Annotated in this window: 24 protein-coding genes and 1 pseudogene; 14 read left to right on the top strand and 11 right to left on the bottom strand. The window is 63.2% G+C overall.

Annotated elements, in window-relative coordinates; all coding sequences use genetic code 11:
- Positions 1 to 185: 185 nt before the first annotated feature.
- The 4 genes from GJ630_RS04030 to GJ630_RS04045 all read right to left on the bottom strand — a co-directional run bounded on the left by GJ630_RS04030 (position 186) and on the right by GJ630_RS04045 (position 2,284).
- On the bottom strand, positions 186 to 461 hold the full coding sequence (locus GJ630_RS04030; protein WP_008307830.1) for a hypothetical protein: 276 nt from the start codon (positions 459 to 461) through the stop codon (positions 186 to 188).
- 83 nt (positions 462 to 544) lie between these two features.
- Positions 545 to 880, bottom strand: a complete 336-nt coding sequence (locus GJ630_RS04035) for a helix-turn-helix domain-containing protein (RefSeq protein ID WP_004515272.1) — start codon at positions 878 to 880, stop codon at positions 545 to 547.
- Between the two features lie 155 nt (positions 881 to 1,035).
- Positions 1,036 to 1,761 (bottom strand): ATPase domain-containing protein, encoded by a 726-nt coding sequence (locus GJ630_RS04040; RefSeq protein ID WP_050037098.1) that lies wholly within the window; start codon positions 1,759 to 1,761, stop codon positions 1,036 to 1,038.
- An 88-nt stretch (positions 1,762 to 1,849) separates the two neighbouring features.
- Entirely contained in the window at positions 1,850 to 2,284 is a 435-nt protein-coding gene (locus tag GJ630_RS04045; protein ID WP_008307828.1) for a chemotaxis protein CheW, read from the bottom strand.
- A 170-nt stretch (positions 2,285 to 2,454) separates the two neighbouring features.
- Between GJ630_RS04045 and GJ630_RS04050 the strand changes: the two genes are divergently transcribed.
- The 8 genes from GJ630_RS04050 (at position 2,455) to GJ630_RS04085 (ending at position 10,390) form a co-directional block, all read left to right on the top strand.
- Positions 2,455 to 3,564 carry a chemotaxis response regulator protein-glutamate methylesterase gene (locus tag GJ630_RS04050; protein ID WP_023843419.1) on the top strand — a complete coding sequence of 370 codons (1,110 nt, stop codon included), beginning with the start codon at positions 2,455 to 2,457 and terminating at the stop codon, positions 3,562 to 3,564.
- Between the two features lie 2 nt (positions 3,565 to 3,566).
- Positions 3,567 to 5,546, top strand: coding sequence for a chemotaxis protein CheA (cheA, locus tag GJ630_RS04055; RefSeq protein ID WP_014041346.1), 1,980 nt, complete (start codon positions 3,567 to 3,569; stop codon positions 5,544 to 5,546).
- Positions 5,543 to 6,352: a protein-glutamate O-methyltransferase CheR gene (locus GJ630_RS04060; RefSeq protein WP_191449425.1), complete on the top strand. Its 810-nt coding sequence runs from the start codon at positions 5,543 to 5,545 to the stop codon at positions 6,350 to 6,352. Before cheA ends, GJ630_RS04060 begins: the two co-directional genes overlap by 4 nt.
- A 6-nt stretch (positions 6,353 to 6,358) precedes the next feature.
- Positions 6,359 to 7,591, top strand: coding sequence for a HEAT repeat domain-containing protein (locus tag GJ630_RS04065; RefSeq protein ID WP_191449426.1), 1,233 nt, complete (start codon positions 6,359 to 6,361; stop codon positions 7,589 to 7,591).
- Between the two features lie 59 nt (positions 7,592 to 7,650).
- On the top strand, positions 7,651 to 8,514 hold the full coding sequence (locus tag GJ630_RS04070) for a CheF family chemotaxis protein (RefSeq protein WP_014041349.1): 864 nt from the start codon (positions 7,651 to 7,653) through the stop codon (positions 8,512 to 8,514).
- 74 nt (positions 8,515 to 8,588) lie between these two features.
- The gene (locus GJ630_RS04075; protein ID WP_014041350.1) at positions 8,589 to 8,978 is read left to right on the top strand and encodes a 30S ribosomal protein S6e; all 390 of its coding nucleotides are present in this window, start codon (positions 8,589 to 8,591) and stop codon (positions 8,976 to 8,978) included.
- 4 nt (positions 8,979 to 8,982) lie between these two features.
- Positions 8,983 to 9,411, top strand: a complete 429-nt coding sequence (locus GJ630_RS04080) for a hypothetical protein (RefSeq protein WP_014041351.1) — start codon at positions 8,983 to 8,985, stop codon at positions 9,409 to 9,411.
- A gap of 100 nt (positions 9,412 to 9,511) precedes the next feature.
- On the top strand, positions 9,512 to 10,390 hold the full coding sequence (locus GJ630_RS04085) for a CheF family chemotaxis protein (protein WP_191449427.1): 879 nt from the start codon (positions 9,512 to 9,514) through the stop codon (positions 10,388 to 10,390).
- Between the two features lie 101 nt (positions 10,391 to 10,491).
- Here the strand turns inward: GJ630_RS04085 and GJ630_RS04090 are convergent, their stop codons facing one another.
- Positions 10,492 to 10,914, bottom strand: coding sequence for a dCTP deaminase (locus GJ630_RS04090; RefSeq protein ID WP_050007268.1), 423 nt, complete (start codon positions 10,912 to 10,914; stop codon positions 10,492 to 10,494).
- A gap of 117 nt (positions 10,915 to 11,031) precedes the next feature.
- Between GJ630_RS04090 and GJ630_RS04095 the strand changes: the two genes are divergently transcribed.
- Positions 11,032 to 11,463, top strand: a complete 432-nt coding sequence (locus tag GJ630_RS04095; protein WP_191449428.1) for a DUF5807 family protein — start codon at positions 11,032 to 11,034, stop codon at positions 11,461 to 11,463.
- A 9-nt stretch (positions 11,464 to 11,472) separates the two neighbouring features.
- Here GJ630_RS04095 and GJ630_RS04100 read toward each other — a convergent pair whose 3' ends face one another.
- The 3 genes from GJ630_RS04100 to GJ630_RS04110 all read right to left on the bottom strand — a co-directional run bounded on the left by GJ630_RS04100 (position 11,473) and on the right by GJ630_RS04110 (position 13,589).
- On the bottom strand, positions 11,473 to 11,910 hold the full coding sequence (locus GJ630_RS04100) for a hypothetical protein (protein ID WP_050037104.1): 438 nt from the start codon (positions 11,908 to 11,910) through the stop codon (positions 11,473 to 11,475).
- A 79-nt stretch (positions 11,911 to 11,989) separates the two neighbouring features.
- Positions 11,990 to 13,081 (bottom strand): DHH family phosphoesterase, encoded by a 1,092-nt coding sequence (locus GJ630_RS04105; RefSeq protein ID WP_050007269.1) that lies wholly within the window; start codon positions 13,079 to 13,081, stop codon positions 11,990 to 11,992.
- A gap of 43 nt (positions 13,082 to 13,124) precedes the next feature.
- Positions 13,125 to 13,589, bottom strand: coding sequence for a universal stress protein (locus GJ630_RS04110; RefSeq protein ID WP_014041357.1), 465 nt, complete (start codon positions 13,587 to 13,589; stop codon positions 13,125 to 13,127).
- A 124-nt stretch (positions 13,590 to 13,713) separates the two neighbouring features.
- On the opposite strand from GJ630_RS04110, the gene GJ630_RS04115 reads away from it, so the two are divergent.
- Complete coding sequence (locus tag GJ630_RS04115) at positions 13,714 to 14,154, top strand: universal stress protein (protein ID WP_008307802.1); 441 nt, start codon at positions 13,714 to 13,716, stop codon at positions 14,152 to 14,154.
- Here the strand turns inward: GJ630_RS04115 and GJ630_RS04120 are convergent.
- Positions 14,151 to 14,672: a GNAT family N-acetyltransferase gene (locus GJ630_RS04120; RefSeq protein WP_008307801.1), complete on the bottom strand. Its 522-nt coding sequence runs from the start codon at positions 14,670 to 14,672 to the stop codon at positions 14,151 to 14,153. The two genes, GJ630_RS04115 and GJ630_RS04120, sit on opposite strands and share 4 nt — an antisense overlap.
- Positions 14,669 to 15,040, bottom strand: coding sequence for a universal stress protein (locus GJ630_RS04125; protein WP_014041358.1), 372 nt, complete (start codon positions 15,038 to 15,040; stop codon positions 14,669 to 14,671). The genes GJ630_RS04120 and GJ630_RS04125 overlap by 4 nt, the downstream gene beginning before the upstream one ends.
- A 115-nt stretch (positions 15,041 to 15,155) precedes the next feature.
- Between GJ630_RS04125 and GJ630_RS04130 the strand changes: the two genes are divergently transcribed.
- Positions 15,156 to 15,887: a DUF5806 family protein gene (locus tag GJ630_RS04130; protein ID WP_011224094.1), complete on the top strand. Its 732-nt coding sequence runs from the start codon at positions 15,156 to 15,158 to the stop codon at positions 15,885 to 15,887.
- An 11-nt stretch (positions 15,888 to 15,898) separates the two neighbouring features.
- Complete coding sequence (locus GJ630_RS04135; protein ID WP_146416874.1) at positions 15,899 to 16,324, top strand: hypothetical protein; 426 nt, start codon at positions 15,899 to 15,901, stop codon at positions 16,322 to 16,324.
- A 33-nt stretch (positions 16,325 to 16,357) separates the two neighbouring features.
- Here the strand turns inward: GJ630_RS04135 and GJ630_RS04140 are convergent, their stop codons facing one another.
- Positions 16,358 to 16,876 carry a hypothetical protein gene (locus GJ630_RS04140; RefSeq protein ID WP_050007271.1) on the bottom strand — a complete coding sequence of 173 codons (519 nt, stop codon included), beginning with the start codon at positions 16,874 to 16,876 and terminating at the stop codon, positions 16,358 to 16,360.
- Positions 16,877 to 16,962: 86 nt separating this feature from the next.
- On the opposite strand from GJ630_RS04140, the gene GJ630_RS04145 reads away from it, so the two are divergent.
- Positions 16,963 to 19,635, top strand: coding sequence for an ABC transporter ATP-binding protein (locus tag GJ630_RS04145; protein ID WP_191449429.1), 2,673 nt, complete (start codon positions 16,963 to 16,965; stop codon positions 19,633 to 19,635).
- Between the two features lie 97 nt (positions 19,636 to 19,732).
- Positions 19,733 to 21,458, top strand: a pseudogene (locus tag GJ630_RS04150) (ABC transporter substrate-binding protein).
- Positions 21,459 to 21,474: the final 16 nt, after the last annotated feature.

Raw genomic sequence — 21,474 nt, forward strand, 5'->3', positions numbered from 1 at the left:
TATAGGTCGGTATCAGCGATGGAAATAGCTGGTTGTCTGGTGTATGGTCGGGAGGTATCGTGTTGCGTGCAAGCTGGGGCGGTCTATACGAAAATAGACGTTGAAACCGGAGTCGACAGAGAGATGAGTCACAGAGAAATCCGCTCACGGGCAGGGTGGTCAACTGATGCAGTCGAGAAACACACTCACTCGTACGTGACGAGACTGTACATCACGAACAGATAGCCGAACGTCGTCAACCCACTGTTGACTAGCAACAACGACCGTACGCCCTCGAAGTCGTTGATGAACGCGCTAATCATCGTCGCGGCCGCGCCCGCGATTGCAAGCGAAAATCCCACCGAGAGGTGAAGCATCGCCTGCCGGGATGTCTGGACGTACGCCCGCATGGCCATCCCGACCATTGTCAGTCCGGCCACGACGAACACCAGCGTCGATATGGCATAGAGAAGTTCTATCATCAGCACTGTACAGGGCTACAGCGAACCCGTTATTAAATCCACGCTCGAAAATATCTTTCGTGATAACGCCGAGAAGAGGCGTTCTACCGCTCAGATAGGGTCCGCCACGCCTCGTCGAGTTTGTTGGTCACTTCCGACCGCTCTTCGATGTGGACAGTCAGTTCGTCGTCGAAATCGACCCGGACCTCGTCCACGTTCCGCCGATACACCTTGATACGTCGGCGGTCGTCAGAGAGGATGTTGTCGTGTAGTTCCAGGAGGTCGTGTTCGGTCAGTTCGTCGATGCGTCGGTAACACGTCGCGATGGGGATTCCGAGTTCGTCGCTGAGTTCCTGTGCGGAGACCGGTTCGTCCGTCGCGTCGAGGATTTCGGCACTGTATTTATTGCCAAGCGTCTGAAGAATCTCCCCTGAATCCATCGTTATCAAATAATAAATTCAGTCGATAATAAAGCTATCGCCTGTGATATCGACTGAAAGGAGACAAACACGCACTACAGGACGCTCGTGCGAAAACAGCGGCCTGTGCCGCTGTATCCATCGTTCTACCGAGTAATAATGGCTTTATTGTATCGCTAAATTGGTGATTCTTCCTCGCTCATCATCGAGAAGGCGCTGGCGTTCTGGTGGACATCGATACCGCCGCGGTCGATCTCCATCGGATAGATGTCCGTCTCGATGTTTTGCTTTCGCATTTTGGCGACCCAGACATATCTGTTCACACCGGTATCAGTCGGCGTCTGGATAAGGTAGATGTTGCCGTCGGTCAGATAGTTCTCCAGCCCGATCTCGGTGTCCGGGAAGACGGCCCCCTGTTCGTTGGTCATCAGCGTCGTGAGACCGCTGTCGCTGAGGATGTCGGTGAACTTCAGGAGATACGTCCGCTTCTCCTTCTCGTTTTCGAAGAACAGTTCGAACATGGCGAGTGAGTCGAGCACCAACCGGTCGTAGTCGCCGTCTTCGAGCTCATCCAGGAGAATATCCAGTGAGGACGTGAAGTCGTTCTCGCGCAGGAGTACCTGCTTGTCGTACACCTTGATGTCGCCGTTGTCGACGTGATCCTGCCAGTTTTCGAAGCCGATGGATTCGGCGGCCTCTCGGAGGTCCGACGCGTCTTCCTCGAAGGAGAGATAGATGCCCTTCTCGTCGTATTTTTCGACGCCGTTGTAGATGTACTGGAGACAGAGGATCGATTTTCCGGCACCGGGGTTACCGCTCACCAGTGTCGTTGAGTTCTTCACAATACCGCCGTTCAGAATGTCGTCGAGGCCCTCGATCCCCGTTTTGGTTTGCTCAATCATAGTTTCGGAAGGAACTGGAAGTTGATTAGATACTTCTCTGTCGGGAATGTTAAAAAGTCTTGCTGGTGTGTCGCTAAACAAACCGGAATCAGTCACCAGCGTGGACGATGGCGGGGTCCACCCAGATAACAAAACTGTCATCTCGCTTGATCACGCCCCGGATTGAGCCGGCGTCGTTCGCGGGGGACCGGTCGACCTGCTCCGGCGTGATCTGGACTACCTGATACACCTCATCGACGAGCCAGCCGGCCGCACCCTGTTCCTCGACGATCTCCGGGTCGAAGACGATGATGCGCTTCTCTTCGCCCTCGTCCTCGATACCGAAAACGACCTTGGGGTCGACGATTGATGTCGTGCGCCCGCGCAGGTCCATGACGCCACGGACGTGCGGCGGGGCGTTCGGGACGGACGTGAGTTCGCCGATATCGACGATCTCAGTCACGTAGTCGATACTCACGCAGTACGTTTCCGAGCCGAGCTGGAACTCGAGTACCTGGCCGGTGGTGGCTGACTGTGCTGCCATTGCGGTTCTTATCCAAACTGTCGCGGACAGGGGCGCATAAAGGTGCCTGCTGGGCTATCAACTTTGATTACGTGGGCGGAGTATTTATTTCGGGGCCGGACGGGATTTGGAAGTAGGTATGAGGATGTCTCGTTCGCCGATGTCTCCTGGCCGACGGGAGCGTTGGTGATATGGCAGATGGTGTCCGCGCCGTGGTCGCAGACGACTCTCACTTCATGCGGAGTGTCATCTCTGATATCCTCAGCGATGGCGGTATCGATGTCGTCGCGCAGGCGCGTGATGGCGAGGAGGCGGTGTCGGCCGTTATCGAACACAAACCGGACGTCGTGACGATGGACGTCGAGATGCCGGTAATGAACGGCATCGAGGCGACGGAGCGCATCATGTCGGAGTCTCCGACACCGGTGTTGATGCTGTCGGCACACACCGACGAGAACGCCGATGTGACGTTCGAGGCGCTCGATAAGGGTGCGGTCGACTTCTTCACCAAGCCCGGTGGCGAGGTATCGATGGAGATGTCACGCCTGAAAGACCAGCTGGTCGAGATGGTCAGCTCCGTCGCGGCGGTCGATGTCGGCGCGACACACAGCCACGGCGGGACAAGCAGCGACAGCGGCGCGAGCTCACCAACAGCCGGCGGTTCAGCCACTGACCGGAGGGCAACCGGAGGCTCGTCGAGTCAGACGACCTACGTTGCGAACCCGACGCTCGTCATCGGCTCTTCGACCGGCGGCCCGAAGATGGTGGAACAGGTAATGGAAAACCTCCCCATCGAGGCTGACCTCCGGGTGCTCATCATCCAGCACATGCCGGAGGGGTTCACCGGCCGGTTTGCCGAGCGGATCAACACGCGAAGCGATTACGAGGTCCGGGAGGCCACAGACGGGGCGCGCATCGGCGGCGGCGAGGGACTCGTCGCTGCCGGCGACCGGCACATGGAGGTCAAGAACTACCGGAACGGCCGACTGCGGACGAAGCTGACACAGGACGAACCGGTCAACAGCGTCCGGCCGGCCGTCGACGTGACGATGCGAACGGCCGCGGAGACAATCGACGACCCGCTCGTCGGACTCATCCTCACTGGGATGGGCGAAGACGGCGCAGACGGGATTCGGCGGATCAAGCAAGCCGGTGGCAAGACCATCGCACAGGACGAGGCCACGTCCGCGGTGTACGGCATGCCAAAGCGCGCCGCCGAGACGGGCTGTGTGGACACTGTCTTGCCTATCGACGACATTGCGGACGGCATTATCGACACGATTACCACTGAGGTGACCTGACAATGGACGACCAGTATTTAGACGCATTCATCCGTGAAAGTGAAGAAGCGATTACCGAACTCAACAACTCGCTGCTCGAACTCGAATCCGACCCCTCCAACACGGAGGCGATGGATTCGATCTTCCGGACAGCCCACACGCTGAAGGGCAACTTCGGAGCGATGGGCTTCGACAACGCAGCGAACCTCGCGCACGCGATGGAGGACCTGCTCGACGAGATGCGCCAGGGCAAGATGGAGGTCACGCCGGACCTGATGGACCTCGTCTTCGCCGGCGTCGACAAGATCGAGGTCATCGTCGGGGAGATCGAAGAGCACGGCGAATCGGGGACGGAGACCGACGAGATGGTCGAGGAACTCCGAGCCGTTCTCGAAGAGGGGGCCGCCGCCGCGGGCGACACCGAAACGGCAGACAACGGTGGCTCCTCGGACAGCGATGAGTCGCTCTCCGCGGATGCCAGCGTCAGCGATGCCGACATCGACGCCGACGCTGTCAACGAGCGAGTCCTGCAGGCCGAAATCAGCGTCGGGGAGTCTGACATGCTCGGCGTCGACTCGATGCTGGCCGTCGAATCCATCGAGGGGCGGTTCGACATTCTCGATTCGAGTCCGAGCCGTGCCGATATCGAGGACGGCGAGTTCGAGGACACGTTCGTCCTGTATCTCGACGGCCCCGACGCGGCGACCGTCGACGCCGAACTGGGAACGACTGGGAAGGTCGACAGCTTCGACGTGACCGACGTGACCGACGAACTGGTAAGCGACGCAGAGGCTGTCGACGATAGCGGCACGGACGCTGATTCCGGTTCGGACCCCGACCCGGGTGCCGAAGAGGAACACAGCGTCGACGAGATCAAGTCCGTGCGCGTCGACGTGGACCAGCTCGACGACCTCCACGGGCTCGTCGAGCAACTGGTCACGAGCCGAATCAAGCTCCGGCGTGGCGTCGAGAAAGACGACCTCGACTCCACTGGCGAGACGCTGAACGAACTGGACAAGATCACGGCGAACCTCCAGAACACGGTGATGGATATGCGACTCATCCCGCTGAAGAAGGTCGTCGGGAAGTTCCCGCGGCTCGTCCGCGACCTCGCGCGCGAACTCGACAAGGACATCGAGTTCAATATCGAGGGCGAGGACATCGAACTCGACCGGACCATCCTCACCGAGATCTCGGACCCGCTGATGCACATCCTCCGGAACGCCGTCGACCACGGCATCGAGTCGCCCGAGGAGCGAGAACAGGCAGGCAAGGACCCGACGGGCCACATCACGCTCCGGGCCTCCCGCGAGCGCGACCACGTCATCATCGAAGTCGAAGACGACGGGGCCGGGCTCGACGTGAGTGGAATCAGGGAGAAGGCCGTCGAAAAGGGCGTCCGCTCGCCCGAGGAACTGGACGCGATGGACGACTCCGCGGTGTACGACCTCGTGTTCCACCCCGGCTTCTCGACGGCCGACGAAGTGACTGACACCAGCGGGCGCGGCGTCGGCATGGACGTCGTCCACGACACGGTCTCCCAGCTCGACGGGTCGGTCAGCGTCGACTCCGAACCGGGCGAGGGAACGACGGTCTCGCTGCGCCTGCCGGTGACGATGGCTATCGTCAAAGTGCTGTTCGTCAAGGTCGGCGGCGAGGAGTACGGCGTCCCGATCAAGAACGTCGACGAGATTACCGGAACAGAGGAGGCGAAGCAGGTCAACGGCCAGGAAGTCATCAAGCACAACGACGAGATCTACCCGGTCATCCACCTCGACGACACCTTCGACATCGAGGGCGAGACGGCAAACGGCGACGGGATGCTCGTCCGCATCCGCGAGTCCGAACGCCAGGTCGCGCTCCACTGTGACTCGGTCAACAGCCAGGAGGAGGTCGTCGTCAAGCCCCTGGAGGGTATCCTCTCGGGAACACCCGGCCTCTCGGGCACGGCCGTTCTCGGCGACGGGAACATCGTCCACATCCTCGACGTGGTGACGCTATGAACAAAGGTAGCGAGCGCACCTTCAACGACCTCGTGGAGTTCATCGGCGAGGAGATGGACTTCGAGTCGGGCTTTTACAATGACTCGTATCTCGACCGCCGCATCACCGCGCGGATGCGCCGGACCGACACCGAGGACTACCAGTCCTACCAGCGACTGCTGGAGCGCGACGACGGCGAGCGCGAGGAACTGCTCGATTCGCTGTCGATCAACGTCACCAGCTTCTTCCGGAACCCAGAGGCGTGGGAGCGGCTCCGTCCGGTCCTCCGAGAACTCACGGAGAACAACCGTCGCGTCAGGCTCTGGTCGGCCCCGAGTGCCGACGGCCGCGAGCCGTATTCGGCGGCGATGCTGGCACTCGACGACCCCGAGATCGACGCCCGGCGGGTCGAGATCACGGCGACGGACATCAACGCCGACATCCTCGAAGAAGCCCGCGATGGGACGTATGCGACCTCCCAGACGACCGACATCGCAGACGAGTTGGAGCCGCTGGACGATTACACGAAGTACATCGAGCAGGACGGCAACACGTTTGAGGTTCGGGACCGGGTCAAGGAGATGGTCACGTTCGAGCAACACGACCTCATCCGGGGCGACCCCAAGCGCGATTTCGATCTGGTGTTCTGCCGGAACCTCCTCATCTACATCGACTCGGAGTTCAAGGTCCCCATCTTCGAGACGATCCGTGGGTCGCTCCGCGAGGGCGGATATCTCATGATCGGCATGACCGAGACGCTGCCCGCGGAGTGTCGGGACTCCTTCGAAGCGGTCGACAAACGACACCGCATCTACCGGCGTGTGTAGCGACCAATGAGCCTCTACGAACTGGAACGGGACGGCAAGGCACAGGAACTCATCCGCCTCCTCAGGGAAAGCGACAACGAGCGGGTCAAGACCCGCGCCGCGGAGCTACTGGGGAACTTCGACGACCACGACGACCGGCGCGACGTGGTCAACGCGCTCGTGGACGCGGCCCAGAGCGACAGCGACGCGATCACCGGCGCGGCTATCGACTCGCTGGACGAACTCGGCGACGACGCCATCACGCAACTCATCGGGGGAATGGCCGGCGTCGACCTCGAAGACGACGCCGCAGACTGGGTGAAGGCGAAGGCGTACATGCAGGTGCTTGACGCCGATGTGCCCGAACTCAGGATGGCGGCCGCGAACGGCCTCGGAAACTTAGACCAGGCCGACGCGGTCCCGAAGCTCGCAGAGCGCTTCGAGGACCCGGACCCACGAGTGCGGGCGCGAGCGGCCCGGTCAGCCGGGAAGATCGGCGACTCGCGGGCGACGAACCCGCTCGAAAACGTCCTGTCGGACCCCAAAGCCGCCGTCAGGCGCGAGGCAGCGGACGCGCTGGGGAACATCGGGAACCGGCAGGCGCTCCAGGCGCTGTTGCCGCTGTACGAGGACGACGACGAACGGGTCCGGCGCATCGCCGTCGGCGCGTTCGGGAACTTCGGCAACGACCGGCCGGTGGACTATCTCATCGAAGCCCTCTCAGACGAGTCGGCTGCCGTTCGGCGGACGGCAGTCTACTCGCTCATCGAACTCCTGTCGAACGTCCCGACCGACCAGAGCCACGAAATCCGCGACACCGTCGTCGAGAAACTCTCAAACACGGACGACCGGAGCGTCGTCGTGCCGCTGGTCGAGATTCTCGAAGAGAGCACGCAGGCCGCCCAGCGGCGCAACACCGCCTGGATGCTCGGCCGGGTCACCAGTCAGGAAGAGCGGGACCGCGTCATCGAATCACTGGTCGACGCGCTCGACGACGACGACCAGATGCTCCGGCAGTTCGCCGCCACGAGCCTCGCCGAACTCGGCGACGACGACAACATGGTGGAGCGGCGGCTGCTCAAAATCGTCCAGGACGACGGTGTCGACCCCGAGGTTCGGGGCCAGGCCATCTTCACGCTCGGGAAGGTCGGCAGCGAGCGGTCCCGAAAGACGCTGGATAAGCTCATTGACGAAACCGAACACGACGTGGTCAGGAAGAAGGCGTTCTCGGCTATCTCGAAGCTCGGTGGCCGCGGATGAGTCAGCCGAGTGGATTAAGACGCGGCGGGGCGTACACCAGAGCGATAGCTGGCTAACCGATGAGCGACGGAGAACACGCACTGGTCGATACGAAGGGGAAGTTCGTCCAGGTCGTCTCGGACGGGCGCAAGCGAAACGACATCGAGTGGCTACCCGGTCGGATACTCCTCTCGAACAAGCGTCTCGTCCTCGCAACCAACGACGGCAAGCGGACCATCCCACTGTCGAAAGTCAGCAGCGTCACGGCCAGCCAGATGAACCAGCCCCTCGCACAGGTGGACAGCTACATCAAGGTGCAGGCCGGCCGGAACGTGACGCTCATCTCGGCGAAAAAGGCCGAGGAATTTCAGGAGAACCTCTACAGCACGCTGCTCGACCAGACCGTCGTCCTCGTCAACCACCCCGCAGTCAAGGGTGGCGTTGTTCAGGACGGCGGCTGGGAGAAGGGGCGACTCAAACTCGACGGCGACTGCATCAATCTGGCCATCGCCAGCGGTACGTTCGTCGAACTTGACATCGACGACGTGGGGACCGTCGAGGCCAAGGAGAAGACGATTCGGGGCGACGAGCGACCGTTGCTGGAGGTCGAACACACCATCGAAGGGACCAGCGTCGAGACTCACATTTCGGGGACGCCACGTCACGTCTCGCTCATCGAGGGACTCGTCCGGCAAGGTGAGCAGCGCAACATCGCCGACGACGTGGACCTCTCGGATAAGGAGACGCAGGTGCTGATGGCGCTGTACTCCGGCATCTCGCCGTTCAAGATTCCGGACTTCGTCGATATGGAAATAGAGGAAGTCGAAGCCGTGTACGACCGGTTGATGGAAGCCGATATCCTCGAACCGGTCCGGACACGCCGGGAGGTCCAGCTTGAGGCCCGCGGCCGCTCAATCGCGAGCGATGCGATGGCTGACCAGTAACCGTGACGCTGAGACGGTGCGACCGGGACGGACGGTTCGACGCGTTTTTGAAGCGCGGTTGATTGAGAACAGGTATGGCAGAATTCACGGTCGCCGTCTCCGATCCGGAGGACGGCCACACCTACCAGATCGACGTCGACGGACAGGACGCAAACCGCTTCATCGGCCGCGAGCTCGGCGACGAGGTCGACGGCGGCGCTGTCGGCCTCGATGGCTACACGCTCGAACTGACCGGCGGGTCGGACACCTCGGGCCGACCGATGCGACCCGACGTTCGCGGCGTCATGACGAAAGAAATCATGTCCGACGGCGGCGTCGGCTTCAAACCGACCACCGACGGCGAGCGCAAGCGCATCACCGTCCGCGGCCGCGAGGTCAGCGACGACACGCGCCAGATCAACGCGAAGATCACGGCCCGCGGCAGCGACGACGTGGCCGAACTCCTCGGCGACGACGACGAGTAAGTCAGTGCCGGACCGCGTTCCCAGTGACCACGAAACCGTCGAGACGCATCGCGTTCCCGTCGAGTCGGTCGGCCGAACCGACCGACCCCGGGTCGTGCTCCCGGACGAACTCGATTTCGACGACGGCGACACCGTCCGCCTCGCGCTGGACGGCGACCGGTACCACGCCGTCGTCGAGACGAATCTCGACGGCGAGCCGGTGCTCTCACACGTCGCCGACAACCGCCGACTGGCCCGCGAACGGGACGGGACGAACCGCCTCGCGGAGTGGGTCGCCGACGGCGAAGTCTCGCTCGGCGGGTCAGCACATCTCGACGTGGTAACCGACGGAACCGAGTACGGCCTCCGAACGCCGGGCAAGCGCGTCGTCTATACGGCGACCGGCGGGCCGGACGCCTCGCTGTCAGATATTGCTCGAAACCTCGACAACTGACGCCGTTAGCCCCCGTTCTCCCGAATGAAGCCGATTTTTGCTGCTGATACTCGCGCGAAACGCTCAATATCAGTGCTGATGTACATCGGGTAACGGACGAATGTCGGAATCAGTGATCGCGGATTTCGTCGGCAAATTCAACTCCGAAGTGGCCGGTCGGGGCGACCCTATCAGGGGTCGGATCGTCCTCTCGCAAAAGCGGCTGGTACTGGCCGCAAGCGAGGACGACAAGCTGACGATCCCGCTGGACTCGATTTTCGACATTGCCATCGGGCAGGTCCCGCCCGACCTGGGCGATTTCTTCGACTCGACGGTGACGATCGCCTTCGAACACAGGGGGAAGCGGCTCGTCGCAGCCATCGAGGCTGGCGACGAGAAGATCGAGAAGTTCGGGACAGTGCTGTTCAAGGCTGTCATCAACGGCACCGAAACGACGGTCAAAGAGCGCGCCCGCGTCGGTGGCCGCGTCACCGACGAGTCGTTCAAGACTGCGAAGCTCTTTCTCACACCCGGTAACGTCGAGTTCCGACGCAAGGACGGATCGTTCAACGTCGATCTCAAAACGGTGTCAGACTTCGACCGGAACACGCGGGAGATCAACGGCACGGGCCGGCCGGTGCTGACAGTCCGGCACATGAAAGACGGGACAGCCATGACGACGCTGGCCGCGATGGCTTCGAGTCGAAAGATGTCGATCCTCGGGCGCTATCTCCGCCGCGAGTACGCCGAGCTCATGGAGGAGCTCAAAAACGTCGAGCTCACCAAGGACAAGAAGGAGGTGCTGGTCGCCATGTACTCGACCGGCGACATGGACGGGATGCCGCTAGCGAGCATTCTCGGCAAGGACTCCTCACAGGTATCGATGATTCTCCAGGACCTCGCCGAGGACGGCCTCGTTCAGGACGCGGCCGACGGGCCGACGCTCACGCCGACTGGCAAGGTCGTCGCCAGCCGCCATCTCGAAGACGTCAACGCCTGATACGGATTGTTGTAGATTATTTCCGGATAGTGCCGATCACGGGGTCGACACATACCGGTAAATCGCTACAACAATCCGTATGAGACGGATTGTCTACCTGTTTACTCCTCGGCCGCGACAATCGTACTGACTCTGGCATTCTCTTTGAGCTGTAGCCCCGCGCCGCCGACCGATAGCGGCACGCGCGGGAGCGCGTCGACGTGCAGTGTCGGGTGCGTCGCGCCGCGTTCGAGCAGTTCCGTCCGCGGCTGGAGCGTCACCGTCGCCGCGCCGGTCAGCGATTCGTTGTACTCGACGAGATACTGGCCGGCCCGCAGCGTCCACCACTCGTAGTCGTCGTCCGGATTCCGCTTCTCGCTCGAATGGGGTGTGACGCCGGCCGCGTCGAGTTCGCCGCCGCCGAAGTCGATCCGCCCCGGCTCGACGACCTCGTACACTTCGCCGACGGTGAGGTCGAACCCCGGGCTGTCGGTCTGGGTCGGTTCGTGGACGATATCCGTGACGTACTCGCCGAAGTCGGTCATGGACGACGATACCAGACGAGTGAGCCTAAAAGTGAGGCTGGAAGGGGCGGCGACACAGCGCGTCTCGTTCCCGAGCGGAACGCGGCACTTTTGCCCGGCGAGTGACTCTCCCCCTGCATGACCAAACACACGGAGTTTCTGGCGGGCGAGCGGCCTGAAGACGTGCTCTTCTTCCTGCACGAGGACGCCGTCTCGAACCCCGGCGCGCTGGCCGAGTACGCAGACGAAGTCGAGGACGGCCACGTCCTCGTCCTGCCGGGCGACGACGGCCGCAGCGCGTTCCAGTCGGCGACGGGCATCGACCCGATGGGACTGGCTCAGCAGGCGATGGGTACGGAGGGCGACATCGACGACGACCTGACCGACGCGGTCTGTCCGATCGCCGAGGAGGAGTCGGAGAGCGACCACACGACCCGATTCGTCTTCGCCTTCGCCGAGGAACAGAACGAGGACGTAGGCGGGCTCTACGCCGAGGGAGACGTGGTCCACGCCTACGCAGTCTGTGCCTGTGGAGAACGGTACAGCGACAAGTGGGTCGTCGGGGAGTAGTCCCCGGGCCTACAGCAGGAACGGTTCGGCAAGTCTGACAAGCAGTGCCTTCGGCAGGCCCGTCACGGGGCCGCCATCGTGTGAGTACGACACCCCGACCTCATTGCGGGTGACGCCGTGCCGGAGGTGCTGGATGCCGTCAATCATGAACCAGCAGCCGAGAAGCGCCCCGGGGACGACGACCCACGTTAGGCCGGCGGCCGCGACCGTGTACGCCACGAAGCCGAACACGAGGAGCCCGAACACCATGTGGTCGGCGTAGTCGCCGACAGTGGCCTGGGCGGCGTCGGCGACGAGCCAGACACAGAAGGCGAGCGCCGCTGCGACCGCAGCATACCGTACCGAGCCGTCGAGGACGTACAGCGTCACGCCGACGGCAACGGCGCTTCCGAGTCGCCGTCGCACAGCTGTTTCGCGCGCGATTCGCGTGTGGAGGGACTCGGACATCACCCGGCAGTGACGGGGGAGAGATAAATCAACGTTGTGTCAGGGGGCGAGATACCGTTCAGTTCGTTCACGGGCCCGCCTATCGGTCGGTATCGACGCCTTCCGCTTCTTCCTCGGGCAGCCGTCGGAAGGCGTCTACGATAGCCTGTTTCGCCACGGCCCCTTGCGTCGTCCAGTGGTGGGCGTAGTCCATCATGTCGTCGTAGATGTCGGGCTTGCAGCCCGCCGCCTTCGGGTGGCCGCCGCCGTTGACCTGCTGGGCGACCTCGTGGGCGCGCTCGAAGTTATCCGTCCCACGAATCGAGGCGGAGCCGGCGGGCTTGACGATGACGGCGGCGTCAGCGCCCTGCTCGCGCAGCGCCTCGGCGACCTCGTTCTGTGAGCAGCGGCCGTAGGTGACGCCGACCGTCCACTCGCCGACGTCGCGGAGTTCGGCCCGCTCGACGGCCTTCTCGATGAGCGCCTCCTTCTCGACGCGCTTCTCGTCGAGGAACTCGTGGAACTCCGGCGAGAGGTCGGGGCCGTGGTCGCGAACCGCCTCGATGTACTCCTCGGGTTCGCTCCAGTACGAGAGGTCCGCGAGGTCGTCGCTTCGGGGGTCGTCGCGGATCCAGAGGTCGTGGTCGCGGGTGACGGCGGCGAGGTCGGCCCACTGCTCGTCGAAGTCGTAGTCGAGTTCCGACAGCGCCACGTCAGCGGTACACACTTCCTCACTATCTCCGACGGTGCGCTCGACGCCGGCCGCGTCCACGTCGGCGGCGAGGTCGTCGGGCCACTGGTGGTGGTCGAACCAGACGACGCGTTCGACGCGCTCGATCAGCGAATCGAGGGGCGCGATGTCGGATTCGCGGTCGGGACAGAGGTCACAGATGAAGACGGTCGCGTCGGGGTCGGCGTACTCGGCGGTCCATTCGAGCGCTTCGGTGAGTTCGTGTGGGCCGGCAGGCAGCAGTGCGCCTTCTCCGTGGGCCTCGCGAATCAGTGCGGTACAGGCCAGTCCGTCTGCGTCCGGGTCGGCGATAACAATGACACCGGCGTCGTCCAGCGTCTCGGCGGCTTCCGCTTCGGCTTGCTCTTCCTCGTAGGAATCCGGGATAAAGAACCCCTCGCCGGGGAGTACGGATTTGCGGCCGATAGAGAGACGGTCGTCGTCGATGAGCCAATCGTCCATGCCCCAGCAAGCGGGCGGGGCGTCAAGAAGCCGTCGGGTTCCGTTACACGTCCTCGCGCTCGGGGTTTGGCTCGCCTTCGAGCTGGCGGACCGTCAGCACCGGCATGGGGGCCTCCCGGATGAGTTCCTCGGCGACGCTTCCCAGCAGGAATCCATGTTCGCCGTGGCGGCCCCGAGTCCCGCTGACGATGACATCGGCGTCGTGTTCCGCCGCGTACTTGCAGATTTCGTCGGCCGGGTCACCCTCCCGGACGGCAGTGACGAGCTCCTCGTCTGCCTCGGCGTCGGCGGCCTCCAGAATGAACGAGAGGGCGCGGCCGCCAGTGGTCGCCAGCGCGCGCTCCAGCGCCTCGCGAACCTCTTCGGGAGTCGTCTCAACCTCGCCGGTGTCGACGACGTACAGCCCGTGGACAGTTGCGTCGAAGCGCGCTGCCAGGTCCAGCGCCGCTTCGACGGCCCGCTCTGCGCTGCCGGAGCCGTCCGTGGCGATGACCACCGTATCGAACATACACCACGCATCGAAGCCGCGACTAAATACACTGTTGGTCACGGCGAGGGACGCTCCGGATGACGCCACGGGGTCGGCACGAACCTCGGTGGATTTTTGCCGGCCGGGGCCGCACTGGCGAGTGATGGACATCGACCTCGTACTCGCGCCGGTCGACGGCAGCGACCAGTCGGAACGAGCGGCCGAGTACGCGATCGCCGTCGCGGAGCGGTACGACGCCGATCTCCACCTGCTGTTCGTCATCGACGAACGGCTCCACCAGGATATCGACAGCGGCGACGTGAGCGCAACCGCGATCGCCGAGGAGCATCGAGCGTTCACCGAGAGCATCCGGGAACGGTTCCGCGACGTCCACGACGGCACGTTCGAAACGTCGTCCGCGACCGCGTTCTCCGAGACACGACTGATGCAGACACCGGGCAGCGTCGTCCTCGATGTGGCGGAGGACGTCGACGCGGATTTCATCGTCGTCCCGCGCGAGGAGAGAAGCGAGGGCGAAGAGGCCGTCGGGCGCGCGGCGATCTACGTCATCGAGTACGCCAGCCAGCCAGTGCTCACCGTTTAGAGACGGATCGCCATCTCTATCTCGAAGCTCTCGGCGCTACTGATCTCGAAGCCGACCTTCTCGTACAGCGATATCGCCGGGTCGTTCCACCGCTCGACGGTGAGCCAGACGTGGTCGATGCCCTCGGCCTGACCGTGACCCAGCAGCGTCTCGACCAGCGCCGTCCCGATACCAGCGCCCTGGTAGGCCTGTAGCACGAAGATAGCGAGTTCGTGCTCGTCCTCGTTGTCCGGGACCAGCGTCGCGTGGCCGGCGACAGTGTCGTCGTGTTTGGCGACGACGTTGACACAGTCGCCGTCGAGGATCGTTTCGAGCCACTCACGGATCGCTTCCTCTTTGACCGGTGGGATGCCCTGCGCACGGTCGGCAGGGTCGAAGTCGAGATACATCTCGACGAGGCTCTCCGTATCGGCGTCGTCGGCGGGAATGACGTCGATGGGACGGTCCTTGCGGTCGGTGATCGTCCGTGGCGGCTGTGGGAACTCTTCGGCGGGTTCGTCTGGGTACGTTCGAGTCATCGGATGAGAGTCACTGGCGTCTGTGCGTTCAGCAGGACGAACTCGACGATGGGGCCGAGCTGTATCTTCCCGAGCGGCGAGCGGCCGCCACCGCCGAGGACGATCCTATCGAACTCCTCGCTCTCGGCGATGTTCACCAGCTCGCTGCCCGGCGAGGTGCCTTCGACGTGGCGGATCGGCGGCTCGAGCCCGCTTTCGTCGATATACTCCTGTATCCGCTGCTGGACCGTTTCGAGGTCGGCGTCGATGTCGCCGTTTTCGAAGACAGCGACGGTCAGCTCGTCGCCTGTTTCCGATACGCGTTCGAGTGTCTCGGTCAGTGCCTGGTAGGACAGTTCGCTGCCCCCGACACCGAGCAGTATTTTCATAGTCGGGCCATGCATGGGAGCGGTAAAAAAGCCACCCGGCTGAACTGTCGGTTGGAGACAATGACAGCGGGGCGGCGGCGATACCCTTTTTCACCGCGGGCACGCATTCCCGGCTATGACTGAGGGCGCACCGCCGGACGAGACGGATGTCGAGGCGGCAGACGACGGTTCGGCCGGCCACCAGCCGGACGACCCGGCGGCCGCGGATGACGGGGCCGACGACGGCGAGACCACGGAAAGCGGCCCCGCCGACTCGGCCACCGAGGGGACAGCACCGGCCGAGCCAACCAGCGGGACAGCGGTTTCTGAAGCCAGTGACGTCCCGTCCGACGTACAAAAGTACGACCGCTTCAAGAAAATCGAGGGCGGGACCTACGACCGCGCGAACGATTTCCTCCGGGACCGGACGTACATCACCGCCCGCGAGTGGGCCATCGCCCGCCTCTGTGCTGACTTCCGGACCGAAACTGGCGTCGAGATGACGAAAATCGGGGAGAACCTCCCAGAACTCGTCCCGTTCATGACGGACACGTACACGCCACAGGCGGTCAATCAGGCCCGCGCGGCCTTCGAGGACAAGGTCCGGAAGGCCGGGGCGACGTTCCTCTACGGCGCGATGTGTGACTTCTTCACCGCTGAGGACCTCGACGACGTGATGTACGAGGCCACCGAGGTCGCGAAGTTCCTCCTCGAAGTCGAGGGTGTCGACCTCGCCGTCGAGGACGAGATGGAGGCCGAAGACCGGATTTCCTCGGTGATGCGGGAGGTCCGCGAGCAGTCCGCGGCGCTGCGACACGACGAGGTGTGTTGTCCGGAGTGTGGGAATGAATTCCAAGTCGACGAGTAGACACGGCTGAAATGGACGGTATCGACCCCGATACACAGCCATCGATGTCGGTCCACGAAGCGACACAGAAAGTGCTGCGGACCGACCTCGCCATTGGCATCGGCGGGGCGGTGCTTGGCTACGCGGAGGCGGGGACAGCACTGGTCGACGTACTGGCGGTGGTTGTCGGGTTCGGACTCCTGACGGGGATCACGGTGGCTGTCGTCGAACACGACGCGGTCCCGGGCGTCTACCCGGAGGTCGCCGCACTGGCGGCGTTCATCGTGCTGTCCGGGGCTGTCGCCGGCCTCGTGACGCTTTCCGAGGCGTCGGTGACACTCGTACTCGCGGCCGTTCTCTCGGGCTTCGGTGTCGGTGTCATCGGCAACCGGCTGCTCTACGGGATCGTTTTCGGCGTGCCGGCATACCGGCTGAACCGAGTCCGAGAGACCTCGTAGCTAAGCGGTCTGTGACCCATCCGGAACCAGATTTCACTCGGGGAAGAACGGTTCAGGGTCCTCGTGGGTGACGGTGACAACCTCGTCGTCGGTGAGCGGTCGGATGTGTGAGTACAGTCCGTGGTCGGCGGCAACCTGCGAGAGGTCCGCGCGGTCGGTCTTGTCGTAGTACAGCGGCACGAGCACGGCGAGGTCGTCGCCACATTCCAGCGCGACGAGCAGGAACACCATCCCGTCGTCGGTCGCCCGGAACACCTCGCTGCGCTCGACGGTGCGGTCTTCGAGCGCGTCGGCGACCCGCCGGAACTCGTCGCCGGGAACCACGACATCGAAACCGAGCCGCCGGGTCTCCGGCTCGTATTCGCCAGTCTGTTCAGCCATCGTTCGCGGCTCGCCGGTCAGTACCGCCACGTCTCCGGGGTGGAGTTCGATAGCCTCGCGCCCGTCGTCGCGGTACTGTGTCGCCGTGGCCGCCATGTCCTCGATGACCTGCTCCCAGTGACCGACGACACGGTCGAAGGGGTTAGACTCGGGGTCGACAGGGTCGTTCATACGTCGAGTGTGGCGGCGGCCGGGATAAATTGTTGGTGGGCCAGTGGCACAACAGTTTTACTGGTATTTTGAGAAGAAGGCGACAGATGCGCGACCTCTTAACATTATCTGACCTCCGAACCCAGTTCGAGACGGACCGCGGCACCGTCAAAGCCGTCGACGGCATCGACCTCACTGTCAGGGAGGGCGAAACCGTCGGTCTGGTTGGCGAGTCGGGATCAGGGAAATCCGTCACAGCGTTATCGGCAATGGACATCGTCGACGAGCCCGGACACATCGCCGGCGGGGAGATCCGGTTCGGCGCGCTTGAGACAGTCACACGGCTGTCTCGGCAGTATCCGAAGGCAGTACGGACGGCCGACAGCGACAGCGGTTTCATCACCATCGACGCGGCGACGGTCGACCGGAACCGTGTCCCCGACTCGGTTTCGACGACGGCTGACGACAGGACGCTCGCCGAGCAGTTCATTCGGAAAGCTCCGAAAAAGGCCCTTCCGGAGGGCGGCGAGGCGCCCGTCACGATCACCGACGGCTACGTCGACCTGACGGCAGCCCCGGAGCGGGTGATGCGGGACATCCGCGGCGGCGATATGGGGATGATCTTCCAGGACCCGATGACATCGCTGAACCCCGCGATAACGGTCGGCGAGCAGGTCGCGGAGAGCCTGCGCCTCCACCGCTACGGGAGCAAGCGGAACGACTCGTGGTTCAACGCCGTCCGGGAGATTACGCCCTCGCTCAGCCGGGGCAGCGAGATGGACGAGGAGATCCGGTCGGACGTTATCTCGCTGCTGGAAGAGGTCGGAATCCCGGAGCCGGCCGACCGCGTCGACGAGTACCCCCACGAGTTCTCCGGCGGGATGCGCCAGCGCGTCCTCATCGCCATCGCGCTGGCGTGCCGCCCGAAGTTGCTCGTCGCCGACGAGCCGACGACGGCGCTCGACGTGACTATCCAGGCACAGATTCTGGACCTCATCGACGACCTCCAGGCGGACCTCGGGATGTCGGTCCTGTTCATCACGCACGACCTCGGCGTCGTCGCCGAGACCTGCGACCGCGTCGCCGTGATGTACGCCGGCGAAATCGTCGAGGAGGGGCCGGTCGAGGAGATATTCCAGAACCCGTCACATCCCTACACGTACACGCTGCTGGAATCGATACCGGGCGAGGGAACGGAGCGGCTGACTCCAATCGAAGGAAACGTTCCCAGCCTCATCGACATGCCCGAAGGGTGCCACTTCGCTGACCGCTGTCCGTGGGCCGAGCCCGAGTGTCGCGAGGGCGAGATTCCGTATCTCCAGCACGGGCCGGACGACGTCACCCACCGCTCGAAATGTATCCTCGAATCGTTCGATACAGACGAATACGGTACTGGCGACGCCGGCGTCGCCGCGACGGAGACGACGCGAACGGACAGACAGCTCATGGAGGTCGACGGGCTGAAAAAACACTTCTCGCGGGCCGACGACCTGCTCGACAAGTACATCGGGCGCGAGCCGGAGTCGGTCAAGGCCGTCGACGGCGTCTCGATGGATATCTACGAGGGCGAGACGCTGGGGCTCGTCGGCGAGTCCGGCTGTGGGAAATCGACGACTGGCCGGACCATCCTCAGACTGCTAGAACCGACAGACGGGACCGTGGTCTTCGCCGGCCAAGACCTCGCGGACCTCGACAAGGATGGCCTGCGGGAAGTCCGTCGGGACCTGCAGATGATCTTCCAGGACCCGATGTCCAGCCTCGACCCGCGGATGACAGTCGGCCAGACGATCATGGAGCCGCTGAAGATCCACGACCTGCCGGAAGACACCGGTGACGGCTCACGCCGGGAACAGCGGGTCGACCGCGTGGCCGACCTCATGGAGGCGGTGGGGCTCGATCCGGACCAGTACGACCGCTACCCGCACGAACTGTCAGGCGGACAGCGCCAGCGGGTCGGCATCGCTCGCGCGCTCGCCGTCGACCCCGATTTCATCGTCTGTGACGAACCCGTTTCGGCGCTGGACGTGAGCGTCCAGGCACAGATAATCAACCTTCTGGAGGACCTCCAGCATGAGTTCGGCCTAACGTATCTGTTTATCGCCCACGACCTGAGCGTGGTTCGCCACATCTGTGACCGGGTCGCGGTGATGTATCTCGGTGAGGTGGTCGAAGTCGCCGACACGCCGGACCTGTTCGCGGACCCGAAACATCCCTACACGCGGGCACTCATGTCGGCGATCCCGGAACCGGACCCGACCGTGGAGGCCGACCGGATACTGCTGAAAGGCGACGTTCCGTCGCCGATCGACCCGCCGTCGGGCTGTCACTTCCGGACACGCTGTCCCGAAGTCATCCCGCCCGACATCGACATCGAACAGGAGATGTACCGCGAGGTAATGGACTACCGGCAACGGGTCGAGGACGAGGCCATCGCCATCGATGCAGTTCGGAAGCAGGCCCGAAAAGCCGACAGTGCCACAGCGGCGACGGACGGTGGCGCAGACCTTACCGAGCCCCCGAGCGGCAGGGGAGAGGTACCGATGGCAGCGTTCAAACAGACGATGGTCGACCGGTTCTTCGAAACGAGCCTGACCGGAGAGAACCGCCGCGTCGTCGAAACGTCGATTGAGCATCTCGCGGACGAGGACTGGGACGCCGCCGCGTCGGCGCTACGGGATCGATTCGAAAGCGTCTGTGAGACACAGCACCCCGAGCTGCAACCGGACTCCCACCCAGCAGCGTGTCACCTCTACGAACAGGAGGACGAAAGCAGTAACTGAATAATATTACTTAGCTGCACATAACTATCAACATATATATAGCAGAATCATTGATCTATCCGGTACAATTATAATATATCTGTTTGAACAAAGTTCCATGTCATCCGGTGATTCTCTGGACAGACGGAGCTTCCTTACCGCGGCCGGCAGTGCCGCGGCAGCCGCAACGCTCGCAGGTTGTTCCGGCGACGGCGGCGATGGTGGCGGAACCGAAGGTGGAGACGGTGGCGACGGCACTGGTAGCGACGGCGGGGACGGCGGAAGCGACCAGACGCTCGTGTACGCCCGCGGTGACCACCCGGAAAACTACGACCCACAGCAGTCGACCAGCGGCGAGGTGGCGAAGGTCACCAATCAGGTGTTTGATACCCTCATCCAGTTCGCGGCCGGGAGCGGCGGCCAACTCGAAGACGCGCTCGCGACCGACTACACTCTCGAGGGAACTACCGCGACGCTGACGCTTCGCGAAGGTGTAACCTTCCACAACGGCGAAGAGTTCACCGCGTCAGATTTCAAGGCAACCTGGCAGCGGTTCACCCAGAGCGACTACGAGTACTACCTCGGCGACGATACCCGGTCGGGGTACGGTCCGTTCACGCTCGGCGACTGGATCGAAAGCGTCGACGCGAGCCAGGATTACGAGCTGACAATCGAGCTTACACAGCAGTTCGCGCCGTTCCTTCGGAACCTCGCGATGTTCGCCTCGGCAGTCCTCTCGAAAGCCCAGATCGAATCGATGGGCGACAATCAGGCCGACCTCGGAAGCGAACCCGCGGGCACCGGGGCCTTCCAGTTCGATACGCTCGACAACCCGAACGAGCGCATCCGACTGCGGGCCAACAACGACTACTGGGGCGACGGCCCGAACGTCGGAACGGTCATCTTCAAGACCATCACCGAAAACAGCACGCGAGTGCAGGACGTCATCAACGGGGCCTCACACATCACAGACAACCTCGACTCCTCCGGCTTCCAGCGCGCCGAGGAAAGCGGGACGGCGACGCTGTTGCGGAAGGACGGCATCAACCACGGCTACATGGCGATGAACATGGCGCGGTTCGAGCGTTCCGGGACCGGCAGGTCCGCCAGGCCATCGCCCACGCCGTCAACACCGAGGCCATCGTCAACCAGATCTACCAGGGCTTTGCGACCCAGGCCTCCCAGCGCTCCCACCGGACGTGCTCGGGCACAACGACGACCTCGATCCGTATCCGACGGACAAGGAGAAGGCCCAGTCGATGCTCGAAGAGGCGGGCTACGGCGACGGCTTCGAGTTCGAACTCGCGACGTTCTCGAACCCTCGCGGATACAACCCCAGCCCGGTCAACACGGCGAACCAGGTGAAGTCTGACCTGGAGGAAATCGGTCTGACGGTCAACATCAACCAGTTCTCCAACTTCGGGCCGTATCTGGACTACACGTCGGCCGGGAAACACGACGCGTGTTTCCTCGGCTGGTACACCGACAACGCCGACCCGGACAACTTCCTGTACGTCCTGCTGGACCCACAGGTCGAGATGGACGCCGTCCCCGACGGGCAGGACTGGGTCAGTTTCGACGCCGACGGGTACAACACCCTCAACGTGTCCGGCTGGGCCAACGCCGACTACATGGAACTGGTCCGGGAAGCCCAGAAGACCTACGCGGAGAGCGACCGCGAGACGATGTACGAAGAGGCCAGCCAGATAGCCTACGACGAGTCCCCGTGGGTGTTCATCGACTACGCCGAGACGCTCCGGGCGGTCAACGAGGCTGTCGTCGAAGACACCTACACGATCAGCTCCGTAGGTGGCCCGTATCTTAACACAGTCGAACTGCAGTAGCGCTTCAAGGGAACTT

The organism is Haloarcula sp. CBA1122 (genome assembly GCF_009741785.1).
Lineage (GTDB): Archaea > Halobacteriota > Halobacteria > Halobacteriales > Haloarculaceae > Haloarcula > Haloarcula hispanica.

What these genes read in the sequence shown, in the direction of transcription:
- GJ630_RS04085 (WP_191449427.1), top strand. Translation starts at nt 9,512, where the DNA reads ATGTCGGAATCAGTGATCGCGGATTTCGTCGGCAAATTCAACTCCGAA.
- GJ630_RS04035 (WP_004515272.1), bottom strand. Translation starts at nt 880, where the DNA reads ATGGATTCAGGGGAGATTCTTCAGACGCTTGGCAATAAATACAGTGCC.
- GJ630_RS04070 (WP_014041349.1), top strand. Translation starts at nt 7,651, where the DNA reads ATGAGCGACGGAGAACACGCACTGGTCGATACGAAGGGGAAGTTCGTC.
- GJ630_RS04045 (WP_008307828.1), bottom strand. Translation starts at nt 2,284, where the DNA reads ATGGCAGCACAGTCAGCCACCACCGGCCAGGTACTCGAGTTCCAGCTC.
- GJ630_RS04040 (WP_050037098.1), bottom strand. Translation starts at nt 1,761, where the DNA reads ATGATTGAGCAAACCAAAACGGGGATCGAGGGCCTCGACGACATTCTG.
- GJ630_RS04105 (WP_050007269.1), bottom strand. Translation starts at nt 13,081, where the DNA reads ATGGACGATTGGCTCATCGACGACGACCGTCTCTCTATCGGCCGCAAA.
- GJ630_RS04110 (WP_014041357.1), bottom strand. Translation starts at nt 13,589, where the DNA reads ATGTTCGATACGGTGGTCATCGCCACGGACGGCTCCGGCAGCGCAGAG.
- GJ630_RS04075 (WP_014041350.1), top strand. Translation starts at nt 8,589, where the DNA reads ATGGCAGAATTCACGGTCGCCGTCTCCGATCCGGAGGACGGCCACACC.
- GJ630_RS04030 (WP_008307830.1), bottom strand. Translation starts at nt 461, where the DNA reads ATGATAGAACTTCTCTATGCCATATCGACGCTGGTGTTCGTCGTGGCC.
- GJ630_RS04065 (WP_191449426.1), top strand. Translation starts at nt 6,359, where the DNA reads ATGAGCCTCTACGAACTGGAACGGGACGGCAAGGCACAGGAACTCATC.
- GJ630_RS04120 (WP_008307801.1), bottom strand. Translation starts at nt 14,672, where the DNA reads ATGACTCGAACGTACCCAGACGAACCCGCCGAAGAGTTCCCACAGCCG.
- GJ630_RS04130 (WP_011224094.1), top strand. Translation starts at nt 15,156, where the DNA reads ATGACTGAGGGCGCACCGCCGGACGAGACGGATGTCGAGGCGGCAGAC.
- cheA (WP_014041346.1), top strand. Translation starts at nt 3,567, where the DNA reads ATGGACGACCAGTATTTAGACGCATTCATCCGTGAAAGTGAAGAAGCG.
- GJ630_RS04115 (WP_008307802.1), top strand. Translation starts at nt 13,714, where the DNA reads ATGGACATCGACCTCGTACTCGCGCCGGTCGACGGCAGCGACCAGTCG.
- GJ630_RS04140 (WP_050007271.1), bottom strand. Translation starts at nt 16,876, where the DNA reads ATGAACGACCCTGTCGACCCCGAGTCTAACCCCTTCGACCGTGTCGTC.
- GJ630_RS04125 (WP_014041358.1), bottom strand. Translation starts at nt 15,040, where the DNA reads ATGAAAATACTGCTCGGTGTCGGGGGCAGCGAACTGTCCTACCAGGCA.
- GJ630_RS04100 (WP_050037104.1), bottom strand. Translation starts at nt 11,910, where the DNA reads ATGTCCGAGTCCCTCCACACGCGAATCGCGCGCGAAACAGCTGTGCGA.
- GJ630_RS04050 (WP_023843419.1), top strand. Translation starts at nt 2,455, where the DNA reads ATGGCAGATGGTGTCCGCGCCGTGGTCGCAGACGACTCTCACTTCATG.
- GJ630_RS04090 (WP_050007268.1), bottom strand. Translation starts at nt 10,914, where the DNA reads ATGACCGACTTCGGCGAGTACGTCACGGATATCGTCCACGAACCGACC.
- GJ630_RS04135 (WP_146416874.1), top strand. Translation starts at nt 15,899, where the DNA reads ATGGACGGTATCGACCCCGATACACAGCCATCGATGTCGGTCCACGAA.
- GJ630_RS04095 (WP_191449428.1), top strand. Translation starts at nt 11,032, where the DNA reads ATGACCAAACACACGGAGTTTCTGGCGGGCGAGCGGCCTGAAGACGTG.
- GJ630_RS04060 (WP_191449425.1), top strand. Translation starts at nt 5,543, where the DNA reads ATGAACAAAGGTAGCGAGCGCACCTTCAACGACCTCGTGGAGTTCATC.
- GJ630_RS04145 (WP_191449429.1), top strand. Translation starts at nt 16,963, where the DNA reads ATGCGCGACCTCTTAACATTATCTGACCTCCGAACCCAGTTCGAGACG.